This window comes from Microbacterium paraoxydans, assembly GCF_020524545.1.
Taxonomy (GTDB): Bacteria; Actinomycetota; Actinomycetes; order Actinomycetales; family Microbacteriaceae; genus Microbacterium; species Microbacterium paraoxydans_C.
In genome coordinates, this window is sequence record NZ_JAIVLG010000005.1 from 98,930 (window position 1) to 116,222 (window position 17,293).

The 17,293-nt window shown below is 65.9% G+C and carries 19 protein-coding genes; 1 reads left to right on the plus strand and 18 read right to left on the minus strand.

Features of this window, described 5'->3' with window-relative positions; translation table 11 throughout:
* Positions 1 to 6: 6 nt before the first annotated feature.
* A complete protein-coding gene (locus LC041_RS12405) occupies positions 7 to 654 on the plus strand; it encodes a class I SAM-dependent methyltransferase (protein ID WP_226533403.1) in 648 nt (215 codons plus the stop codon).
* Positions 655 to 678: 24 nt separating this feature from the next.
* Here LC041_RS12405 and dapF read toward each other — a convergent pair whose 3' ends face one another.
* The 18 genes from dapF to LC041_RS12495 form a co-directional block, all read right to left on the minus strand.
* Positions 679 to 1,551: a diaminopimelate epimerase gene (gene dapF / locus LC041_RS12410; RefSeq protein ID WP_226533404.1), complete on the minus strand. Its 873-nt coding sequence runs from the start codon at positions 1,549 to 1,551 to the stop codon at positions 679 to 681.
* A 22-nt stretch (positions 1,552 to 1,573) separates the two neighbouring features.
* Positions 1,574 to 2,029 (minus strand): GNAT family acetyltransferase, encoded by a 456-nt coding sequence (locus LC041_RS12415; protein WP_226533405.1) that lies wholly within the window; start codon positions 2,027 to 2,029, stop codon positions 1,574 to 1,576.
* Positions 2,026 to 2,481, minus strand: a complete 456-nt coding sequence (locus LC041_RS12420) for a dihydrofolate reductase family protein (protein WP_308012779.1) — start codon at positions 2,479 to 2,481, stop codon at positions 2,026 to 2,028. The genes LC041_RS12415 and LC041_RS12420 overlap by 4 nt, the downstream gene beginning before the upstream one ends.
* Before the next feature lie 114 nt (positions 2,482 to 2,595).
* On the minus strand, positions 2,596 to 3,522 hold the full coding sequence (gene miaA / locus LC041_RS12425) for a tRNA (adenosine(37)-N6)-dimethylallyltransferase MiaA (protein ID WP_226533406.1): 927 nt from the start codon (positions 3,520 to 3,522) through the stop codon (positions 2,596 to 2,598).
* Positions 3,519 to 5,066, minus strand: a complete 1,548-nt coding sequence (gene miaB / locus LC041_RS12430; RefSeq protein WP_226533407.1) for a tRNA (N6-isopentenyl adenosine(37)-C2)-methylthiotransferase MiaB — start codon at positions 5,064 to 5,066, stop codon at positions 3,519 to 3,521. Before miaB ends, miaA begins: the two co-directional genes overlap by 4 nt.
* A 49-nt stretch (positions 5,067 to 5,115) precedes the next feature.
* Positions 5,116 to 5,589, minus strand: coding sequence for a regulatory protein RecX (locus tag LC041_RS12435; RefSeq protein ID WP_226533408.1), 474 nt, complete (start codon positions 5,587 to 5,589; stop codon positions 5,116 to 5,118).
* 395 nt (positions 5,590 to 5,984) lie between these two features.
* The gene (gene recA / locus LC041_RS12440; protein WP_226533409.1) at positions 5,985 to 7,034 is read right to left on the minus strand and encodes a recombinase RecA; all 1,050 of its coding nucleotides are present in this window, start codon (positions 7,032 to 7,034) and stop codon (positions 5,985 to 5,987) included.
* A 269-nt stretch (positions 7,035 to 7,303) separates the two neighbouring features.
* Positions 7,304 to 7,528, minus strand: coding sequence for a DUF3046 domain-containing protein (locus tag LC041_RS12445; RefSeq protein ID WP_226533410.1), 225 nt, complete (start codon positions 7,526 to 7,528; stop codon positions 7,304 to 7,306).
* A gap of 20 nt (positions 7,529 to 7,548) precedes the next feature.
* Entirely contained in the window at positions 7,549 to 7,857 is a 309-nt protein-coding gene (locus LC041_RS12450) for a helix-turn-helix domain-containing protein (RefSeq protein WP_226533411.1), read from the minus strand.
* Between the two features lie 141 nt (positions 7,858 to 7,998).
* Positions 7,999 to 8,487 carry a CinA family protein gene (locus LC041_RS12455; RefSeq protein ID WP_226533412.1) on the minus strand — a complete coding sequence of 163 codons (489 nt, stop codon included), beginning with the start codon at positions 8,485 to 8,487 and terminating at the stop codon, positions 7,999 to 8,001.
* Entirely contained in the window at positions 8,484 to 9,062 is a 579-nt protein-coding gene (pgsA, locus tag LC041_RS12460) for a CDP-diacylglycerol--glycerol-3-phosphate 3-phosphatidyltransferase (protein WP_226533413.1), read from the minus strand. The genes LC041_RS12455 and pgsA overlap by 4 nt, the downstream gene beginning before the upstream one ends.
* Entirely contained in the window at positions 9,062 to 11,776 is a 2,715-nt protein-coding gene (locus LC041_RS12465; RefSeq protein ID WP_226533414.1) for an FtsK/SpoIIIE family DNA translocase, read from the minus strand. The genes pgsA and LC041_RS12465 overlap by 1 nt, the downstream gene beginning before the upstream one ends.
* 74 nt (positions 11,777 to 11,850) lie before the next feature.
* Positions 11,851 to 12,345 carry a GNAT family N-acetyltransferase gene (locus LC041_RS12470; RefSeq protein ID WP_226533415.1) on the minus strand — a complete coding sequence of 165 codons (495 nt, stop codon included), beginning with the start codon at positions 12,343 to 12,345 and terminating at the stop codon, positions 11,851 to 11,853.
* Between the two features lie 72 nt (positions 12,346 to 12,417).
* On the minus strand, positions 12,418 to 14,094 hold the full coding sequence (locus tag LC041_RS12475) for a ribonuclease J (RefSeq protein ID WP_226533416.1): 1,677 nt from the start codon (positions 14,092 to 14,094) through the stop codon (positions 12,418 to 12,420).
* A gap of 53 nt (positions 14,095 to 14,147) precedes the next feature.
* On the minus strand, positions 14,148 to 15,125 hold the full coding sequence (dapA, locus tag LC041_RS12480) for a 4-hydroxy-tetrahydrodipicolinate synthase (RefSeq protein WP_029259018.1): 978 nt from the start codon (positions 15,123 to 15,125) through the stop codon (positions 14,148 to 14,150).
* 46 nt (positions 15,126 to 15,171) lie between these two features.
* Complete coding sequence (locus tag LC041_RS12485; protein WP_226533417.1) at positions 15,172 to 15,933, minus strand: SDR family NAD(P)-dependent oxidoreductase; 762 nt, start codon at positions 15,931 to 15,933, stop codon at positions 15,172 to 15,174.
* Positions 15,933 to 16,409, minus strand: coding sequence for a dihydrofolate reductase (locus tag LC041_RS12490; protein WP_226533418.1), 477 nt, complete (start codon positions 16,407 to 16,409; stop codon positions 15,933 to 15,935). Before LC041_RS12490 ends, LC041_RS12485 begins: the two co-directional genes overlap by 1 nt.
* Entirely contained in the window at positions 16,406 to 17,215 is an 810-nt protein-coding gene (locus tag LC041_RS12495) for a thymidylate synthase (protein ID WP_226533419.1), read from the minus strand. The genes LC041_RS12490 and LC041_RS12495 overlap by 4 nt, the downstream gene beginning before the upstream one ends.
* Positions 17,216 to 17,293: the final 78 nt, after the last annotated feature.

A 17,293-nucleotide genomic window follows, 5' to 3' on the forward strand; every position in this document is an offset into this window, starting at 1 on the left:
CGCCGTATGGGGTCCGATCACTACTTCACTGCGGCCCCGGCAAGCCCCGAGAATCTACGTAAGATCCGCGTATCGCTCGCGGGCCGAGAGCTCGAACTCACCACCGCCGGTGGTGTCTTCAGCCCAGATCGTCTCGACGCCGGCACTGCAGTGCTCCTCGCCAACACGCCCCCGGTTCCCCCGGGCGGCGACCTTCTCGACCTCGGAAGCGGTTGGGGCCCCGTGACGATCTCGATGGCCCTCGCTGCTCCCCATGCGACGGTGTGGGCTGTCGACGTGAACGAGCGTGCCCTGGATCTCGTCCGCCGCAACGCGGCGGCCCTCGGGCTCACCAATGTCAACGCATCTCTGCCCGACGATGTTCCCGAAGACATATCGTTCCGCACGATCCGCTCGAATCCCCCGATTCGTGTCGGCAAGAACGAGCTCCACGGACTGCTGGAGCGATGGATCCCGCGACTGGACGAGCGCAGCGACGCCTGGCTGGTGGTGCAGCGCAATCTCGGAGCCGATTCGCTGCAGCGGTGGATCGGCGCGACGTTCCATCCTGGCTACAGCGTCTTCCGTACCGCGACAGGCAAGGGGTACCGGATCCTCAAGGTACGCAAGCACGGCTCACCGCCGACGGAGCCGATCGCACTCTCCGAGTCGTGACCTCCCCGTCGTCGTGAAAGAAGGTCAGACGAGGTCGACCTCGCCCTGGAACACGAGCTGGGCCGGGCCCGAGAGCGCGACGTGCTCCCCGTCCTCGGCGGCGAACATCCGCACCCCGAGAGTGCCGCCCGGGACCTCCACCTGCCAGTTGTTCGGAGCTTTCTCCCCCGCCCAGTAGCGCACGGCCAGCGCTGTCGCTGCAACGCCGGTGCCGCAGCTGAGGGTCTCTCCCACGCCGCGCTCATGGACGCGCATGCTCACGTGGCCGACGCCGTCTCGCACCAGCGGCTCGCCGGGAACGACGAACTCGACATTCGCACCCTCCGGAAGCGAAGGATCGAGATCGGGCGCGCGGTGCAGCTCGAGCCCGGCGAGCTCGGCCTCCGACGCGAGAGCCACCACGACGTGTGGATTGCCGACGTCGATGCCGAGACCGGGACGCGTGACGGGAAGCCCATCGACACGCACGAGCGGGTCGTCGCCCGAGAGCTTCCAACGGCCGAGGTCCACCTGGTATCCGGTCGCGCTCCGAGTCACGTCCCGCACACCGGCGCGCGTTCCGATCGGCAAGGTGGAGCCGGGTTCGATCGCCGCAAGACCGGAACGCACCAGGTAGTGCGCGAACACCCGGATCCCGTTGCCGCACATCTCGGCGAGCGAACCGTCGGCATTGCGATAGTCCATGAACCACTCGGCAGCAGGCTCCTCTGCCAGCGTGGATTCGCCCTCGGCGATCGCATCGGATCGGACGACACGGAGGATGCCGTCCGCACCGATTCCGAAATGGCGGTCGCACAAGACAGCGACCTGCTCGGCCGTCAGATCGAGCGCCCCGTCGGGGTCAGCGATGATGATGAAGTCGTTGCCCGTGCCGTGCCCTTTGGTGAATGCGACCATTCCCCCAGTCTAGAGAGCGGGCCTAGATGTCGGAGACGAGACGCTTTCCGGTGTTGGCCACTGTGAACCGCTCATATCCGAGGGAATCATAGAAGCCGAGCACGTGCTCATTGCCTTCTCTGACCATCAGCTGCACCTTCGGACATCCCATCGCCTCGAGCACGCGCTCGGCCTCCGCGACCAGCGCCCGCGCGATTCCGAGACCACGGTGCGTAGCCGCCGTGGCCAGATAGTAGAGCCATCCACGATGACCGTCGTATCCGGCCATCACCGATCCGATCGCCCTCTCCTCTCTCGTCACTGCGACGAGAAAGCCTTCCGGTTGCACGGCGAGCTTGCGCTCGATATCCGCACGAGGATCGTTCCATGGCCGCGTGAGTCCGGCTTCTTCCCAGAGAGCGACGACAGCGTCGGTGTCCTCGCGTCGGAACCGACGAACGCCCCACCCCGGCGCACCTTCCGCTTTCGAGGCGCTCACCTGGACACCACGGAATAGCGTCCACAAAGAAAGCTCCGGTTGCGTGCGACCTCCAGGAGCTCGAGGTCGAGCCTGCGTGGGAGTAAGGGTGCGCCGGATCCGAGCGTCACGGGCGCATACTGCACCCAGACCTCGTCCAGCAGCCCCGCATCGGCGAACTGACCCGCGAGATCTCCCCCACCGACGATCCAGATGTCCTGATCGCCCGCGGCCTCCGACATCTCGGCATGCACGCTCCGCACGTCGTGCTGCGTCACCCGCACATCGGCTCCCACCGGGAGCGCGAGTTCCCGGTGGGAGAACACCCAGGTCGGCTGACTGTATCCCCAACGGCCTTCCTCGTGTCGCATGACCCACTCGTAGGTCGACGACCCCATCCCCAGCGCACCGACGTTCTTCTCGAACGCGGTGTATCCCATCGGCCCCTCGGGATCGACATCCTGCGTCAGCAACTAGTCGAGCGAATGCTCGTCTGTCGCGATGAACCCGTCGAGGCTGGAGGCGGTGAAGAAGTGGGTGCTCATACCTTCAGCCTGGCACCCCTCACCGACACTCGAGGTGTTCCGTCACATCGGTGCGGTCTCGGGCCGAAGGAGCGCCCCGACGTGCGCGGGGGCGCTCCACCACTCCAGCTCCGGATACCGCTTGAACCACGAGACCTGCCGACGGGCGTAGCGGCGAGTCAGCGCTTGCGTCTGGGCGATGGCGGCGGCTTCGCCCAGTGTGCCGTCGAGCTGGCCAAGCGCCTGGGCATAGCCGATGGCGCGCGGTGCGGTGACCCCATTCTCGAGCCCGTGCTCCCGTAGGCCGGCGACCTCCGCGACGAGGCCGTCCTTCCACATCCGCTCGACGCGCGCATCGAGGCGGGACACCAGGTCCGATCGATCGACGTGCAGGCCGATCACGCGTGTGCGCGGGAACCACAGCACGGGCCGTTCGGGCAGTGCCGCGCCGTGGGTGTCGTTCCCCTGCTCGAGGACTTCGAGGGCTCGGATGACGCGGCGGCTGTTTCGCGGATCGATCTTCGCCGCCGCCGCCGGATCCTGTGAACGGAGACGCTCGAACAACTCGGGGAGACCCACCGATTCCAGCTCGCGCTCGAGACGCTCGCGGATCGCGGAGTCGCGCGGCGGGAAGTGGAACTCGTAGACGACGCTCGACACGTACAACCCGGATCCGCCCACAAGGATCGCATCCCCGCCGCGCTGATGGATCGCACGGATCGCCTCACGCGCCAACGGCTGATACCAGGCGACCGCCGCTTCGTCAGCAACCTCTCGGACGTCGAAGAGATGGTGCGGGATTCCGCGCCGTTCCGCCACGGGCAGCTTCGCCGTTCCGATGTCCATACCGCGGTACAGCTGCATGGCATCGGCGTTCACGATCTCGGCAGGATTGCCTCGAGCACGCAGCGCCTCCGCGAGGTCGAGCGCGAGCTCGCTCTTCCCTGTGCCGGTCGCGCCGACGATCGCCCAGAGGCGCGGTTCGCTCACACTCTGACGCGCAGGGTGGGAAGGCCGAGCGAGACAGCGCGCGGGCCACCGTCCGCTCCGGGGGTCGGTACTGCGCAGGACTCGGCCTGCCCGCGATCCCACGCGTCGCCGCCGCGGGTTCGACGGATGCGCAGCGGAGCGCCGGTCGGGTCATCCGCGAGCAGGTGGAACGGTGCCGCGTGGGTCACTGTGACCGTCACGACGTCGCCCGGCCGTGGAAGGTCGGACCCGTCGGTCACCTCGAAGTGCACCAGACGGTTGTCTTCCGCGCGTCCGGTGAGCCGGTGGGTCTCGACGTCCTTCTTGCCCTCGCCTGTCGAGACGAGCACCTCGACCTCACGTCCGACCTGCTTCTGGTTCTCCTCCAGAGAGATGCGCTCCTGCAGAGCGATCAGTCGGTTGTACCGCTCCTGCACGACCGCCTTGGGCACCTGATCTTCCATCGTCGCTGCGGGTGTGCCCTCGCGGATCGAATACTGGAAGGTGAACGCGGCGGAGAATCGGGCCTGCTCGACGACGCGCATCGTGTCTTCGAAATCCTCCTCCGTCTCACCCGGGAACCCTACGATGATGTCCGTGGTGATCGCCGCGTTCGGGATGCGCGCGCGGACCCGTTCCAGGATTCCGAGGAACTTCTCGCTGCGATACGAGCGACGCATGGCTTTGAGGATGCGGTCGCTTCCGGACTGGAGCGGCATGTGCAGCTGCGGCATCACGCTCGGCGTTTCGGCCATCGCGTCGATCACGTCGTCGGTGAATGCGGCAGGGTGCGGACTGGTGAACCGGATTCGCTCGAGTCCTTCGATCTCGCCTGCTGCTCTGAGGAGTTTGCCGAAAGCCTGACGATCGCCGAACTCGACCCCGTAGGAGTTCACGTTCTGTCCCAGCAGAGTGACCTCGATCGCCCCGTCGTCGACGAGCAGACGGATCTCGTTCAAGATGTCGCCGGGACGACGGTCCTTCTCCTTGCCGCGCAGACTCGGGACGATGCAGAACGTGCAGGTGTTGTTGCAGCCGACGGAGATGGACACCCAACCGCTGTGCGCGGAATCGCGCTTCGTCGGCAGCGTCGAAGGGAACACCTCGAGCGACTCGAGGATCTCGAGCTCGGCGTCACCGTTGTGGCGCGCCCGCTCGAGCAATCCGGGCAACGAGCCCATGTTGTGGGTGCCGAACACGACATCGACCCACGGCGCCTTGTCGAGCACGGCCTGCTTGTCCATCTGTGCCAGACACCCGCCGACGGCGATCTGCATGCCTTGCTTGCGCCGCTTGACGGAGGCGAGGTGCCCCAGCGTGCCGTACAGCTTGCCGGCAGCGTTGTCTCGCACGGCGCAGGTGTTGATGATCACCACGTCCGCCTCAGCGCCGTCGAGCGCACGTACATAGCCGGCGCTCTCCAGCGAACCGGAGAGCCGTTCGGAGTCGTGCACGTTCATCTGGCACCCGAAGGTGCGGACTTCATAGGATCGCTGTCGCCCATCGTCATCGAAGGCTGCCGACGACGCACTGATCACCGTCGGTTCGCTGCGGGGAATAGTCATGATCACCCCATTGTACGAGCCGTATCCGCGCGGGTGCCGCGTTGGACTCTCAGTCTGAATCGACGAATCGAACGCCCGAGGCCCCCCTGCCGAAAGTCGTCTCCTGCAACGCCGCCTTCGCCGCCTTCATCGCTACCGCTCCGTTGTAACCGCGGCGTGAGAGCTGCCCCACGAGACGTCGGAGCGCTGTGTCATGATCCAACCGGGCGAACGAGCGAGCCTTACTCCGAGCAAACTCGAGAGCGCGTTCGTCATCGTCGTCAGGTAGCTCGTCGAGTGCGCCGTCGATGATCTCGCGCGGGATGCCCCGCTGGGCCAGCGCCCGTGAGAGTGCGACTCGCCCCTGGCCCTTCCGCTCCACGCCCGACGTGACCAAGACCTGAGCAAGAGATGCGTCGTCGAGATACCCCCGACGTCCGAAGTCGTCGATCACCTCGTCGATGGTGACCCCGTCGAGCTGGTGGCCCCGCAAAACCTGACGCGCCTCGGAAACAGACAGCGAACGGGCTCGGAGCTTCCGCACGAGTGACTCCTCGGCTGCGGTCCGTGCCCCATCCGGATCCACCACATCATCACCTGGCGACTCGCCCGGCACGTCGAGCGCATGGAGGCGCGCGCCGCGACTCCCCGAGTCGGTTCTCCCCGGACCCGATCTCGCGGATGAGCCTCGGGCGGGATGACGATCGCTGGGCGTGCCTGCATCGTTCGCCGCCACAATCGGTGTTTCGCGGGACGGACTGGCGTCCCACGTCGATCGCCACATTCCGGCACCCTCTGTGCGGCCGAGCTCGGTTTCCGACGTGACGACGTCGTTCTCGACCGGAGCACCCCGATCAGGGGCGTCCTGATGCCGGGTACCGCCGAAGAGAGGAATGATGGGGGCGACCCGCTCGGAATCGCCCCCACGTGTGTCACTCATCAGGCAGGACGACGCTCAGCGAGCTCGTCGGTGGCGTCAGGAGAGATGAGCTGCGCGCCGATACCGAGCTTCTGCTTGATCTGCGTCTCGATCGCGAGGGCGATATCGGGGTTGTTCAACAGGAACGTTCGGGCATTCTCTTTGCCCTGCCCGAGCTGGTCGCCGTCGTAGGTATACCACGAACCCGACTTCTTGACGATGGCATGCTCGACACCGAAGTCGATCAGGCTGCCTTCGCGAGAGATGCCGACACCGTAGAGAATGTCGAACTCCGCCTGCTTGAAGGGCGGGGCCATCTTGTTCTTCACGACCTTGACCCTCGTGCGGTTACCGACGGCGTCGGTCCCGTCCTTCAACGTCTCGATACGACGGATGTCCATCCGGACCGACGAGTAGAACTTCAATGCCTTACCACCGGCTGTGGTCTCGGGCGAACCGAAGAAGACGCCGATCTTCTCGCGGAGCTGGTTGATGAAGATCATCGTGGTGTTCGTCTGATTCAGACCACCGGTCAGCTTGCGAAGCGCCTGCGACATGAGTCGAGCCTGCAGGCCAACATGCGAATCGCCCATCTCTCCCTCGATCTCGGCGCGCGGCACGAGCGCAGCGACGGAGTCGATGACGATCAGGTCGATCGCGCCGGATCGCACGAGCATGTCGGCGATCTCGAGAGCCTGCTCCCCGGTATCGGGCTGCGACACCAGGAGCGCATCGATGTCGACGCCGAGCTTCGCCGCGTAGTCGGGATCGAGGGCGTGCTCCGCGTCGATGAAAGCCGCGATACCACCGGCGCGCTGTGCATTCGCGATTGCGTGCAGCGTCAGCGTGGTCTTACCCGAGGACTCCGGTCCGTAGATCTCGACGATTCGACCACGCGGGAGCCCACCGACGCCGAGGGCGACGTCGAGCGCGATGGAGCCGGTCGGGATGACGGCCACAGGGGCGCGCTCATCGCTGCCCAGCCGCATGACCGAGCCCTTTCCGAACTGGCGGTCGATCTGGGCGAGGGCGGTCTCGAGGGACTTCTCGCGGTCTGCGGGTGATGGCATGATGTGCTCCTTCTTCGCGCGTGGTGCCGCCTGTAGGCTGTCGCGGCCCTCCCCGGTTGGGAACGACTCTCCGACAAGGCGTATGGCTCTTCGGCTTGTTCTCCACCGTACGAGGGGCCACCGACATCGTCTCGGCGAACTCACGTTCGGTGAACAACCACAGCTCTGAACCACCTGTGCAGAAGACTACGCGCTCTTCGAACGAATATTCGACGACACGCCGCCGATCTCGGTCCGGATGCCGTAACCCGCGGACATCGATGACGGAATCAGCGTCCGCGCGGCTCCAGACGGCCGACGCCGTGACGCCGGTTCTCCGGAACGTCCATCTCCACACACAGCGCGAGCCAGATGTCACGGGGTGGAGTGCCGTCGGCCAATGCCTCGAGAGCAGTGCGACCTCGAAGAGCGGAGAGCCCGAGGTCGTTCACCAATGATGTTGCTCGCGCTTGGAACTCGGTGTCGACCGCGCGCAGAAACTCACTACGACGCATCGCTCACACCAGCACCCTGCTCAGTGCAACGAGAGCTGGGGCTCGATGGACGCCACGAGCTCGTCCGGAACGACATCCGGGAAGACCTGGATACCCTCGAGCACCGAGATGCGGTCCCCAACCTCGCGCATGATCGTCGAGATGGGCACGTCGAGCGCATCAGCGACGGACGCGAGGATCTCGCTCGACGCTTCCTTCTGCCCGCGCTCGACCTCACTGAGGTAGCCGAGCGCAACCGAAGCCTTGCTTGCGACCTGCCGGAGCGTGCGCCCCTTCTGCAGGCGGAAGTCCCTCAGCACATCGCCGATTTCCTGTCGTACAAGAATCATCGGAACCTCCTCCCCATGTGATCGTTCGAGGTCTCCCTCGATAGGACAGCCAGTCTAGTACTCCTGACCTGCACGAAATCTACCCTTGCACTCTGTGGTTTGAATGTGAGCACATCATTGATAACCCGGCTGGGGCTGACACTATTCCGTGATCACTTCGAGCACTGCCTCGAGCGCAGCAACCACCGTTTGCGTCCGGATCGAATCCCGGTCGCCACGGAAGAGAAAACGACGGGCCTGCGAACCGTCGGGCGTCACGATTCCGATGTGCACGGTACCGACGGGCTGCCCGTCCGGCGAGTCGGGCCCCGCGATCCCCGTGGTGGACACACCGACATCCGCCGCCCTCCCGTCGACACGAACCACCCGTCTGACGCCCGCCGCCATCTCCAGAGCGACCTCGGTGTGCACCGGCCCGTGGACGGCGAGAAGCTCGGCATCCACTCCGAGCACCGTCTCCTTCACGGGAGTCGCATATGCCACGACGCCACCGAGCAGAACGACGGAGGCACCGGGGACTGCGACGAGCTCCGCGCACAGCGCCCCGCCCGTGAGGGATTCGGCCACGCCCAGCGTCCAGCCGCGCTCATCGAGCGCCGACAGCACGGCGGCAGCGCCCGTCACTTTCATCCCCGCTTCTGCCTCGATCCGCGCACCTGCGCCACGATGTAGTCGATCCCGCTCACCACGGTCAGCAGCAAGACGATGATCATCAGGATGAAGGTCACCACCGTCCAGACTTCGAGGCCGATGAGGAGGTGCAGGGGAAGCAGCGCCCACCCCAACGCCACGCCCTGGAACGCCGTCTTGATCTTGCCCATCCACGCAGCCGCGACGACGTGCTCACTCGCGACGACGAGACGGTGGATGGTGATCCCCCACTCACGCACGAGAATGATCGCGACGATCCACCAGCTGACTTCATCGAGGATCGCGAGGCCGATGAACCCCGCGCCCGTGAGCAACTTGTCGGCGATCGGATCCCAGAGCTTTCCGAATTCGCTGACGATGTCGTACTTGCGGGCGAGATAGCCGTCGACCCAGTCGGTGGAGATACCGACGATGAAGATGATCGCAGCGGCCCAGCGCAGTCCGGGCTCGGAAAGACCGTAGGTTCCGCCGAGCAGCAGCAGGACGAAGAAGACGACCGCGAGCGGAATCCGCGCGACCGTGATGGCGTTGGGCAATTGCCGTGGGATGCCCATCAATCACGCCCCGTCAGGCCCCAGGCGTCTTCGTCGCCCTCGGCCTCCACTTCGGAAAGCCCCTCGTACTGAGCCGCGATCGGATCGTGGGTCGGCGGCATCGGTGGCACCGGCGGGGCCGCAGGTGCCGTCGGAGCGGCGGAGGCGGCGGGAACGTCCTCACCGCGCAGCTTCGCCATCACCTGCGGCAGTTGTTCAGCCGTCGCCAGCACATCTCGCGCCTTCGAACCCTCCGACGGCCCGACGATCTCTCGGGACTCCAGCAGGTCCATCAGGCGACCGGCCTTTGCGAAGCCGACACGGAGCTTGCGCTGGAGCATCGACGTCGAGCCGAACTGCGACGAGACGATGAGCTCGGCGGCGGCGAGCAACAACTCCAGGTCGTCGCCGATGTCTTCGTCGACTTCCTTCTTCTTGGTCGGCTCCATCGCCTCCTGCACATCGGGACGGTAGTCCGGACGCGCCTGGCGCGTGACGTGCTTGACGACGGCGTCGATCTCCTTCTCATCGACCCACGCGCCCTGGAGTCGGAACGGCTTGGAAGAGCCCATCGGAGAGAACAGCGCGTCGCCCTGACCGATGAGTTTGTCAGCTCCCGGACTGTCGAGGATGACTCGGCTGTCGGTGACGCTGGTGACTGCGAACGCGAGGCGGGACGGCACGTTCGCTTTGATCAGACCTGTGACGACGTCGACGCTCGGGCGTTGGGTGGCGAGGACGAGGTGGATGCCGGAAGCTCGTGCGAGCTGGGTGATGCGGACGATCGAGTCCTCGACGTCGCGCGGGGCGACCATCATGAGATCCGCGAGCTCATCGACCACGACCAGCAGGTAGGGGTACGGCTTGAGGACACGCTCACTGCCCACCGGAAGCTCGACCTCTCCGGCGCGCACGGCACGGTTGAAGTCATCGATGTGGCGGAAGCCGAACGACGCGAGGTCGTCGTACCGCATGTCCATCTCTTTCACGACCCACTGCAGCGCTTCGGCCGCCTTCTTCGGGTTCGTGATGATGGGCGTGATCAGGTGCGGGACACCTGCATAGCTGGTGAGCTCGACGCGCTTCGGGTCGATCAGGACCATGCGCACGTCGGCAGGACGCGCCCGCATGAGCAGGCTGGTGATCATGGAGTTCACGAAACTGGACTTACCGGAGCCGGTTGAACCGGCGACCAGGAGGTGCGGCATCTTGGCGAGGTTGGCGATGACGATGTTGCCGCCGACATCCTTGCCCACGCCGATCGTCAGAGGATGCGCGCTCTTCTGCGCCGCGGGCGACCGGAGCACGTCGCCGAGCGCGACCATCTCCTTGTCGGCGTTCGGGATCTCGATTCCGATCGCGCTCTTGCCCGGGATCGGCGAGAGGATGCGCACGTCGTTCGAGGCCACCGCGTAGGCGAAGTTGTTGGTCAGCTGCAGGATCTTCTCGACCTTGACGCCGTGACCGACCTCGACCTCGTACTGTGTGACCGTCGGACCGCGGGAGAAGCCGGTGACCTTGGCATCGACCTTGAACTGCGACAGCACGCTCGTGATCTGCTCGATCACCTTGTCGGTCGCCTCGGAGCGCATGACCGGCGGTGGTCCCTCGACCAACAGACCGGGCGACGGGAGGATGTACGGGGTGACGGGAGCCTGCGGGCCACGGTCTCCCGGGCCTGCGGTCCCGAATCCGTCGAGGCCGGGGAGCTCGGGAACCTCACCCGTGTCGGAGGCGTCATCCAGAAGTGCGGTGCTCTGCTGCTCGGCAAGGGAATCAGCAACCGATCGCACATCGGAGAGCACCTCGGTGGCGGCGTCGTACGGATTCTCGACGACGACCGCCTGGTCGTACGCCGGCGTCGGCTCTGACGTGGTCAGCAGCGCGGTGATGTCGTCGGAACCGAGGGTGCCCTCGTCGGGGTCCTCTTCACGACCCGACTTGTTGCGTCGCCACCAGGGCAGCACATCGGGGTCGTCGACCTTGTCGGCATCGTCGATGGTCGCATCCTTCGCGGGCCTCTCCGGTCGCTCGGCGTCGAACATCCACGCATAGAGGTCGCCGAGTCGGCTTCCGATGCGGTTGGGAGGCGTCTTGGTGAGGATCAGGATGCTGAGCGCGGCGAGGAGTGACAGGACGATGTAGGCGGGAATGTCCGTGAGGTACGTCAGCGGCTGTCCTACCAGCCAACCGAGCAGACCTCCCGACTCGCTGAGCGCGGGCATTCCTTGGTTCGGATGCGGCCGCGGTCCTGCGACGTGGAAAAACCCGGCGAGGGCCAAGACGAACATCCCGAACCCGATCCCGATGCGCCCGTTGTCGTGGACCGAGGACGGATGACGGAACAGCCAGCCGGCGAGCAGCAGAAGCAGCACCGGCATGATGAACGCCACTCGTCCGACGAAGAGACCGACGGAGTACGCGCTGATGTTCGCGGCGATCTCGTTGCCGATGAAGAACCACTCGTTGACGGCGCCGAGGACTGCGAGCACGACCAGGAAGAACGGGAAGCCGTCGCGGCGGTCGTCCTTCTCGAGCGTCTCCGGACCGAAAGCGCGGAAGAGTCCACCGACGCCGTGTGCCAGCCCGACCCAGGCACGGACGACGACCGGAGGCTTCTCGGCCTCGTCGATGTACTTCTTCGGAGCGGGCTGGGCCTTCGGAGCCGTCTGCCGCTTGGGGCGCGACGGTGCGCTGGTCGACGCGCGCTCTGTCTTCGTGGTACTCCTGGCCATGCTCTCACGTTACGTCCACCGGCCGACATCCCCGCGTAGTGACGCGGCATTCCGTGGATACGAACGGGCAACGGCTAGGTGGTGACACGTGCCATCGTGTCGCGCGTCGAACCTTGTCCGACCACGACGAATCCCTCCGCGCGATAGAGGTTGCGTGCGAAGTTGTCGCGTTCCACGCTCAGGCTGATCCGCGAGTGTCCTTGAGCGCCCGCCAGCTGCACGACGCCGCGCAACAGGGAGCGTCCGACACCGCGTGCACGCCAGAGCGGATGCACACCGATGATCAACTCCGGGACAGCGACACCGACGAATCCGAATCCCGGCTCGTTCTGAGGGAGCACGCGATACCACGCTGCCCCCACCGGCACGTCATCCGCGCCGGTGGCCACCAGCCCGTCATCCGCCGACCTTTTCCACCCGGCGAGGTACCGCCGATGTTCGGCGGAAGTCAGCACCTCGTGTCGCGGACGCACTCCCCCGGCCCGCCAGTTGGCGGCCTCGACGAGCATGTCGCCGAGGAACATCGCATCCGTCTGCGCCGCCCTGCGGAGGGAGAAGCCCCTGTACATGACGCGAGCATAGGACGCGGTTGTTACATCGGGATGACGGTCACCCGTGAGTGAAGAGACGGCTCCCCGCCGTCAGGCCTCGATCACGAGCGGCACGATCATCGGACGACGACGCAGCCGCTGATTCACCCAACGACCGATCGTGCGTCGCACGACCTGCGACAGCGCGTGGGTGTCGCGGACGCCGTTGCCCGACGCTTCCTTGAGCGCCGCGACGATCTTCGGCGTGACGTCGTCGAACACCGAGTCGTCCTCGGCGACGCCGCGCGCGTGGATCTCCGGACCGGAGATGATTCGCCCCGTGCCGGCATCCACGACGACGATCACCGAGATGAAGCCCTCCTCCCCGAGGATCCGACGATCCTTGAGGTCGGCATCCGTGATCTCGCCGACGGTGGAGCCGTCGACGTACACGAACCCGAGATCGAGCTGTCCGGCGACCTTCGCGACGCCGTCCTTCAGGTCGATCACGGTGCCGTTCGAGGCGATGAGCGTGTTCTCCTCGGAGATTCCGGTGTCCTGCGCGAGCTTGGCGTTCGCGATCAGGTGCCGGTACTCGCCGTGCACGGGCAGGACGTTCTTCGGCTTGAGGATGTTGTAGCAGTAGATCAGTTCGCCCGCGGCGGCGTGTCCGGAGACGTGCACCTTCGCGTTCGCCTTGTGCACGACGTTCGCACCGAGCTTGGTCAGCCCGTCGATCACGCGGTAGACGGCGTTCTCGTTTCCGGGAATGAGGCTGGACGCGAGGATGACGGTGTCGCCCTCGCTGATCTCGATCGCGTGGTCCAGATTCGCCATGCGGCTCAGCACCGCCATGGGCTCACCCTGGGAACCCGTGGACATGTAGACGATCTGTTCGTCGGGCAGGTCACGCGCCTTCTTGAAGTCGATGAGCACCTCCTCCGGCACCTTCAGATAGCCGAGCTGTTCGGCGATCGTCATGTTGCGGACCATGCTGCGGCCGAGGAACGCGACGCGACGACCGTTGGCATAGGCAGCGTCGATCACCTGCTGCACGCGATGGACGTGACTGGAGAAGCTGGCGACGATGACGCGACGAGGTGCCTTCGCGATCACCTGGTCGAGCACGGGGCCGATCGAGCGCTCCGTCGGCGTGAACCCGGGGACATCGGCGTTGGTCGAGTCGACGAGGAACAGGTCGACTCCTTCTTCGCCGAGGCGCGCGAAAGCCCGAAGGTCGGTGATCCGACCGTCCAGCGGCAGCTGGTCCATCTTGAAGTCACCGGTGGCGAGCGCCATTCCCGCCGGGGTCCGGATCGCCACCGCCAGCGCGTCGGGAATCGAGTGGTTCACGGCGACGAACTCGAGGTCGAATGGTCCGACGCGCTCCTGCTGCCCTTCCTTCACCGTGAGCGTGAAGGCCTTGATGCGGTGCTCCTTGAGCTTCGCCTCGACCAGTGCGAGAGTGAGGCCCGATCCGATCAGGGGGATGTCGCTCTTGAGCCGGAGCAGATAGGGAACGGCGCCGATGTGGTCCTCGTGGCCGTGCGTGAGCACCACACCCACGATGTCGTCCAGGCGGTCACGGATCGGTTCGAAGTCCGGAAGGATCAGGTCGACGCCCGGCTGATGTTCCTCGGGGAAGAGCACCCCGCAGTCGACGATCAGGATCTTGCCGTCGTACTCGAACATGGTCATGTTGCGACCGATCTCGCCGAGTCCACCGATCGGGATGACTCGAAGCGTTCCTTCGTCGAGAGCGGTCGGTTCTACCAGGGGAATGGACATGCTGTCTCCTCAGTCGGACACTCCGCGCGTCCGTTCGTTCATGGCGACGCGACTCAGCGCGTCGTGCCGTGCACCTTCGGCAGGGCACCACCCGCAGCCGCATTGCGGTCGGGTCGGAAGTTCGAGAAGTCCGCGCCCGGAACGTTCTGCACGAGGTCGAGCTCATCTTCGATCAGCGCGGCCTCCCATTCTTCGGGGCCGACCAGGGGAAGGCGGACGCGCGGGCTCGAGATGCGACCGAGTCCGTGCAGGATGTACTTCGCCGCGACGGTTCCCGGCACGTGGGTCATGACTGCCCGCACGAGCGGCTCCAGACGCTTGTGCTCTGCGGTCGCCGTGGCCAGGTCGCCGGCGTTCACCGCATCGATGATCGTGCGGTAGGGCGCCGCCGCGACGTTGGCGGTCACACCGATGAGGCCCGTGGCGCCGATCGCGAGGTGCGGCAGCACGTTCGCGTCGTCTCCGGAGAAGTACATCAGGTCGGTCTGGTTGAGCACGCGGCTCACCTCGGAGAAGTCGCCCTTGGCATCCTTCACCGCGAGGATGTTCGGATGCTTCGCGAGGCGCAGGATCGTCTCGTACTTGATCGGCACCCCCGTGCGCCCTGGAATGTCGTAGAGGATCACCGGAAGGTCGGTCGCATCGGCGACCAGACGGAAGTGCGTGAGGATCCCGGCCTGCGTCGGCTTGTTGTAGTAGGGCGTGACGATCATGATGCCGTCGGCCCCGGCCTTCTCGCTGGCCTTGTAGAGCTCGATCGCGTGCGCGGTCTCGTTGGAGCCACCACCGGTGATGATCTTCGCGCGCCCCGCGGAGACGGACTTGCCGACCTCCACGAGCTTGAGCTTCTCGGGGTCCGTCAGGGTCGAGGTCTCGCCGGTCGTTCCCGTCACGACGATGCCGTCCGCTCCCGCGGTGATCACGTCATCGATGTGCTTCTCGACGGCGGGCCAATCGACTTCGCCGTCGGCCGTCATCGGAGTGACGAGCGCGACGAGGACCTGTCCGAAAGGGTTGCCCGAGTGCGTCATAAGCCCAGCGTATCGGTTCGCCTCGTGGTCATGCGGACGCACAGGGTCACACGCGACCGCGCCGAGCGACGCCGGCCGTGAGCGAGCGCGGCAGAAAACGCGTCAGGGCCACGATCGCCTTGTATCGCAGTGAGGGAATAGACACCGCTCTGCCGCGCGCCGCATCGCGAAGCCCGGACCGGACGACATCGCGAGCGTTCAGCCACATGATCGCCGGAACCCCCTCCTCCCCCACGGCCAGGCCCATCCGCTCATGGAAGGAGGTGTGTGTGAAACCGGGACAGAGCGCGGTGACGCTCACACCGTCCCGCGCATACTCCGCGTTCGCCCAGCTGCTGAAGCCGATCAGCCAGGACTTGCACGCCGAGTAGGTGGACCGCGAGATGAAACCGGCGACGGACGCCACATTGATGATGCGGCCACCGCGGCCGCGCATGGACTGCAGCGCCGCGTGCATCAGGCGCATCGGCGCCTCGACGTGCACGCGAAGGTGGCGCGCCTCGTCGTCGATGTCGTTGTCCGCGAATTGCAGCGGCAGACCGAACCCGGCGTTGTTGATCAGAAGGTCGACCGGGTCGGAGGCGTCCCGCAATCGGGCGGCGACGCGCTCGACCTCACTCTCCACGGCGAGGTCGGCGACGACGATCTCGACGGCGACCCCGTACTTGGTGCGCAGATCGGCACCCAGCGCCTCCAACGCGTCGGACGTCCGCGCCACGAGGATGAGGTCGGCTCGACGCCGCGCCAGTTGGCGTGCGAACTCGGCCCCCAGACCCGCGCTGGCTCCGGTGATCAGTGCGGTGGGCATCAGCGCTCGTATCCGAGGAAGCGGTAGCGGATGCCGGTGCGCGACGTCTGCCACGAGCCCTCATCGACGAGGCGCCAACCGGACTTGGCGGGCGCGTAAGCGTCGCCGGCGACGTCGATGTCCAGTTCGGTGACCTCGAGGCGATCGGCGTCGCCGATGACCTGGCGGAAGATCTCCGCACCTCCGATGATCCACACCTCGTCCAGCCCCCGCACGGCCTCGGCGACGGTCGCCGCCCGTCGGGCGCCCTCGTGGTTCCAGTCTTGTTGGCGCGTGACGACGATGTTGTCGCGACCTGCGAGCGGGCGGAACCGCTCGGGAAGCGAATCCCAGGTCTTCCGGCCCATCACCACAGGTGAGCCGAGCGTGACGTCCTTGAAATGGGCGAGGTCTTCGGGCACGTGCCAGGGCATGCCGCCCTCCGCCCCGATCACGCCGCCGTGTGCTTCCGCCCAGATGAGCCCGACCCACGTCATACGGCCACCGCCGCCCGGATCGGCGCGTGATGCTGGTAGTCCTCCACGATGAAGTCCTCGTAGCGGTAGTCGAAGATCGAGTCCGGCTTCGTCGCCAGCCTCAGGGTCGGGTACGCGTAGGGCTCGCGGCTGAGCTGCTCGCGCACCTGCTCCACATGATTGTCGTAGACGTGGCAGTCGCCGCCCGTCCAGATGAAGTCACCGGGCTCGAGACCGACCTGCTGAGCGATCATCAGCGTGAGCAGCGCGTAGGAGGCGATGTTGAACGGCACACCGAGGAACATGTCGGCGCTCCGCTGGTAGAGCTGGCAGGAGAGTCTTCCGTCTGCGACGTAGAACTGGAAGAGCGCGTGACACGGCGCGAGGGCCATGTCCGGAATATCCGCGGGGTTCCAGGCCGAGACGATCAGCCGACGGGAATCGGGCGAGCGGCGGATCTGCTCGATCACCTCGGAGAGCTGGTCGATGCTGCCACCGTCCGGAGTCGGCCAGGAACGCCATTGCACCCCGTACACCGGGCCGAGATCGCCCGAGGCGTCGGCCCACTCGTCCCAGATCGTCACCCCGTTCTCACGCAGCCATCCGACATTGGAATCTCCTCGGAGGAACCAGAGCAGCTCGTAGGCGATCGACTTGAAGTGCACGCGCTTCGTCGTGATGAGCGGGAAGCCCTTCGCGAGATCGAAGCGGATCTGCCGCCCGAATACGCTCGTGGTCCCGGTACCCGTCCGATCCGACTTGTGCGTGCCGGTCTCCACGACGTCGCGGAGCAGGTCTTCGTAGGGAGTCGGAACGGCTTCGCTCATGACAGCCACGATACCTTCCCTCGCCCGTCGTGGGGCGGATCCGACGCCGCGGAGAGCCCGTTCGTCATCATCCGAAAC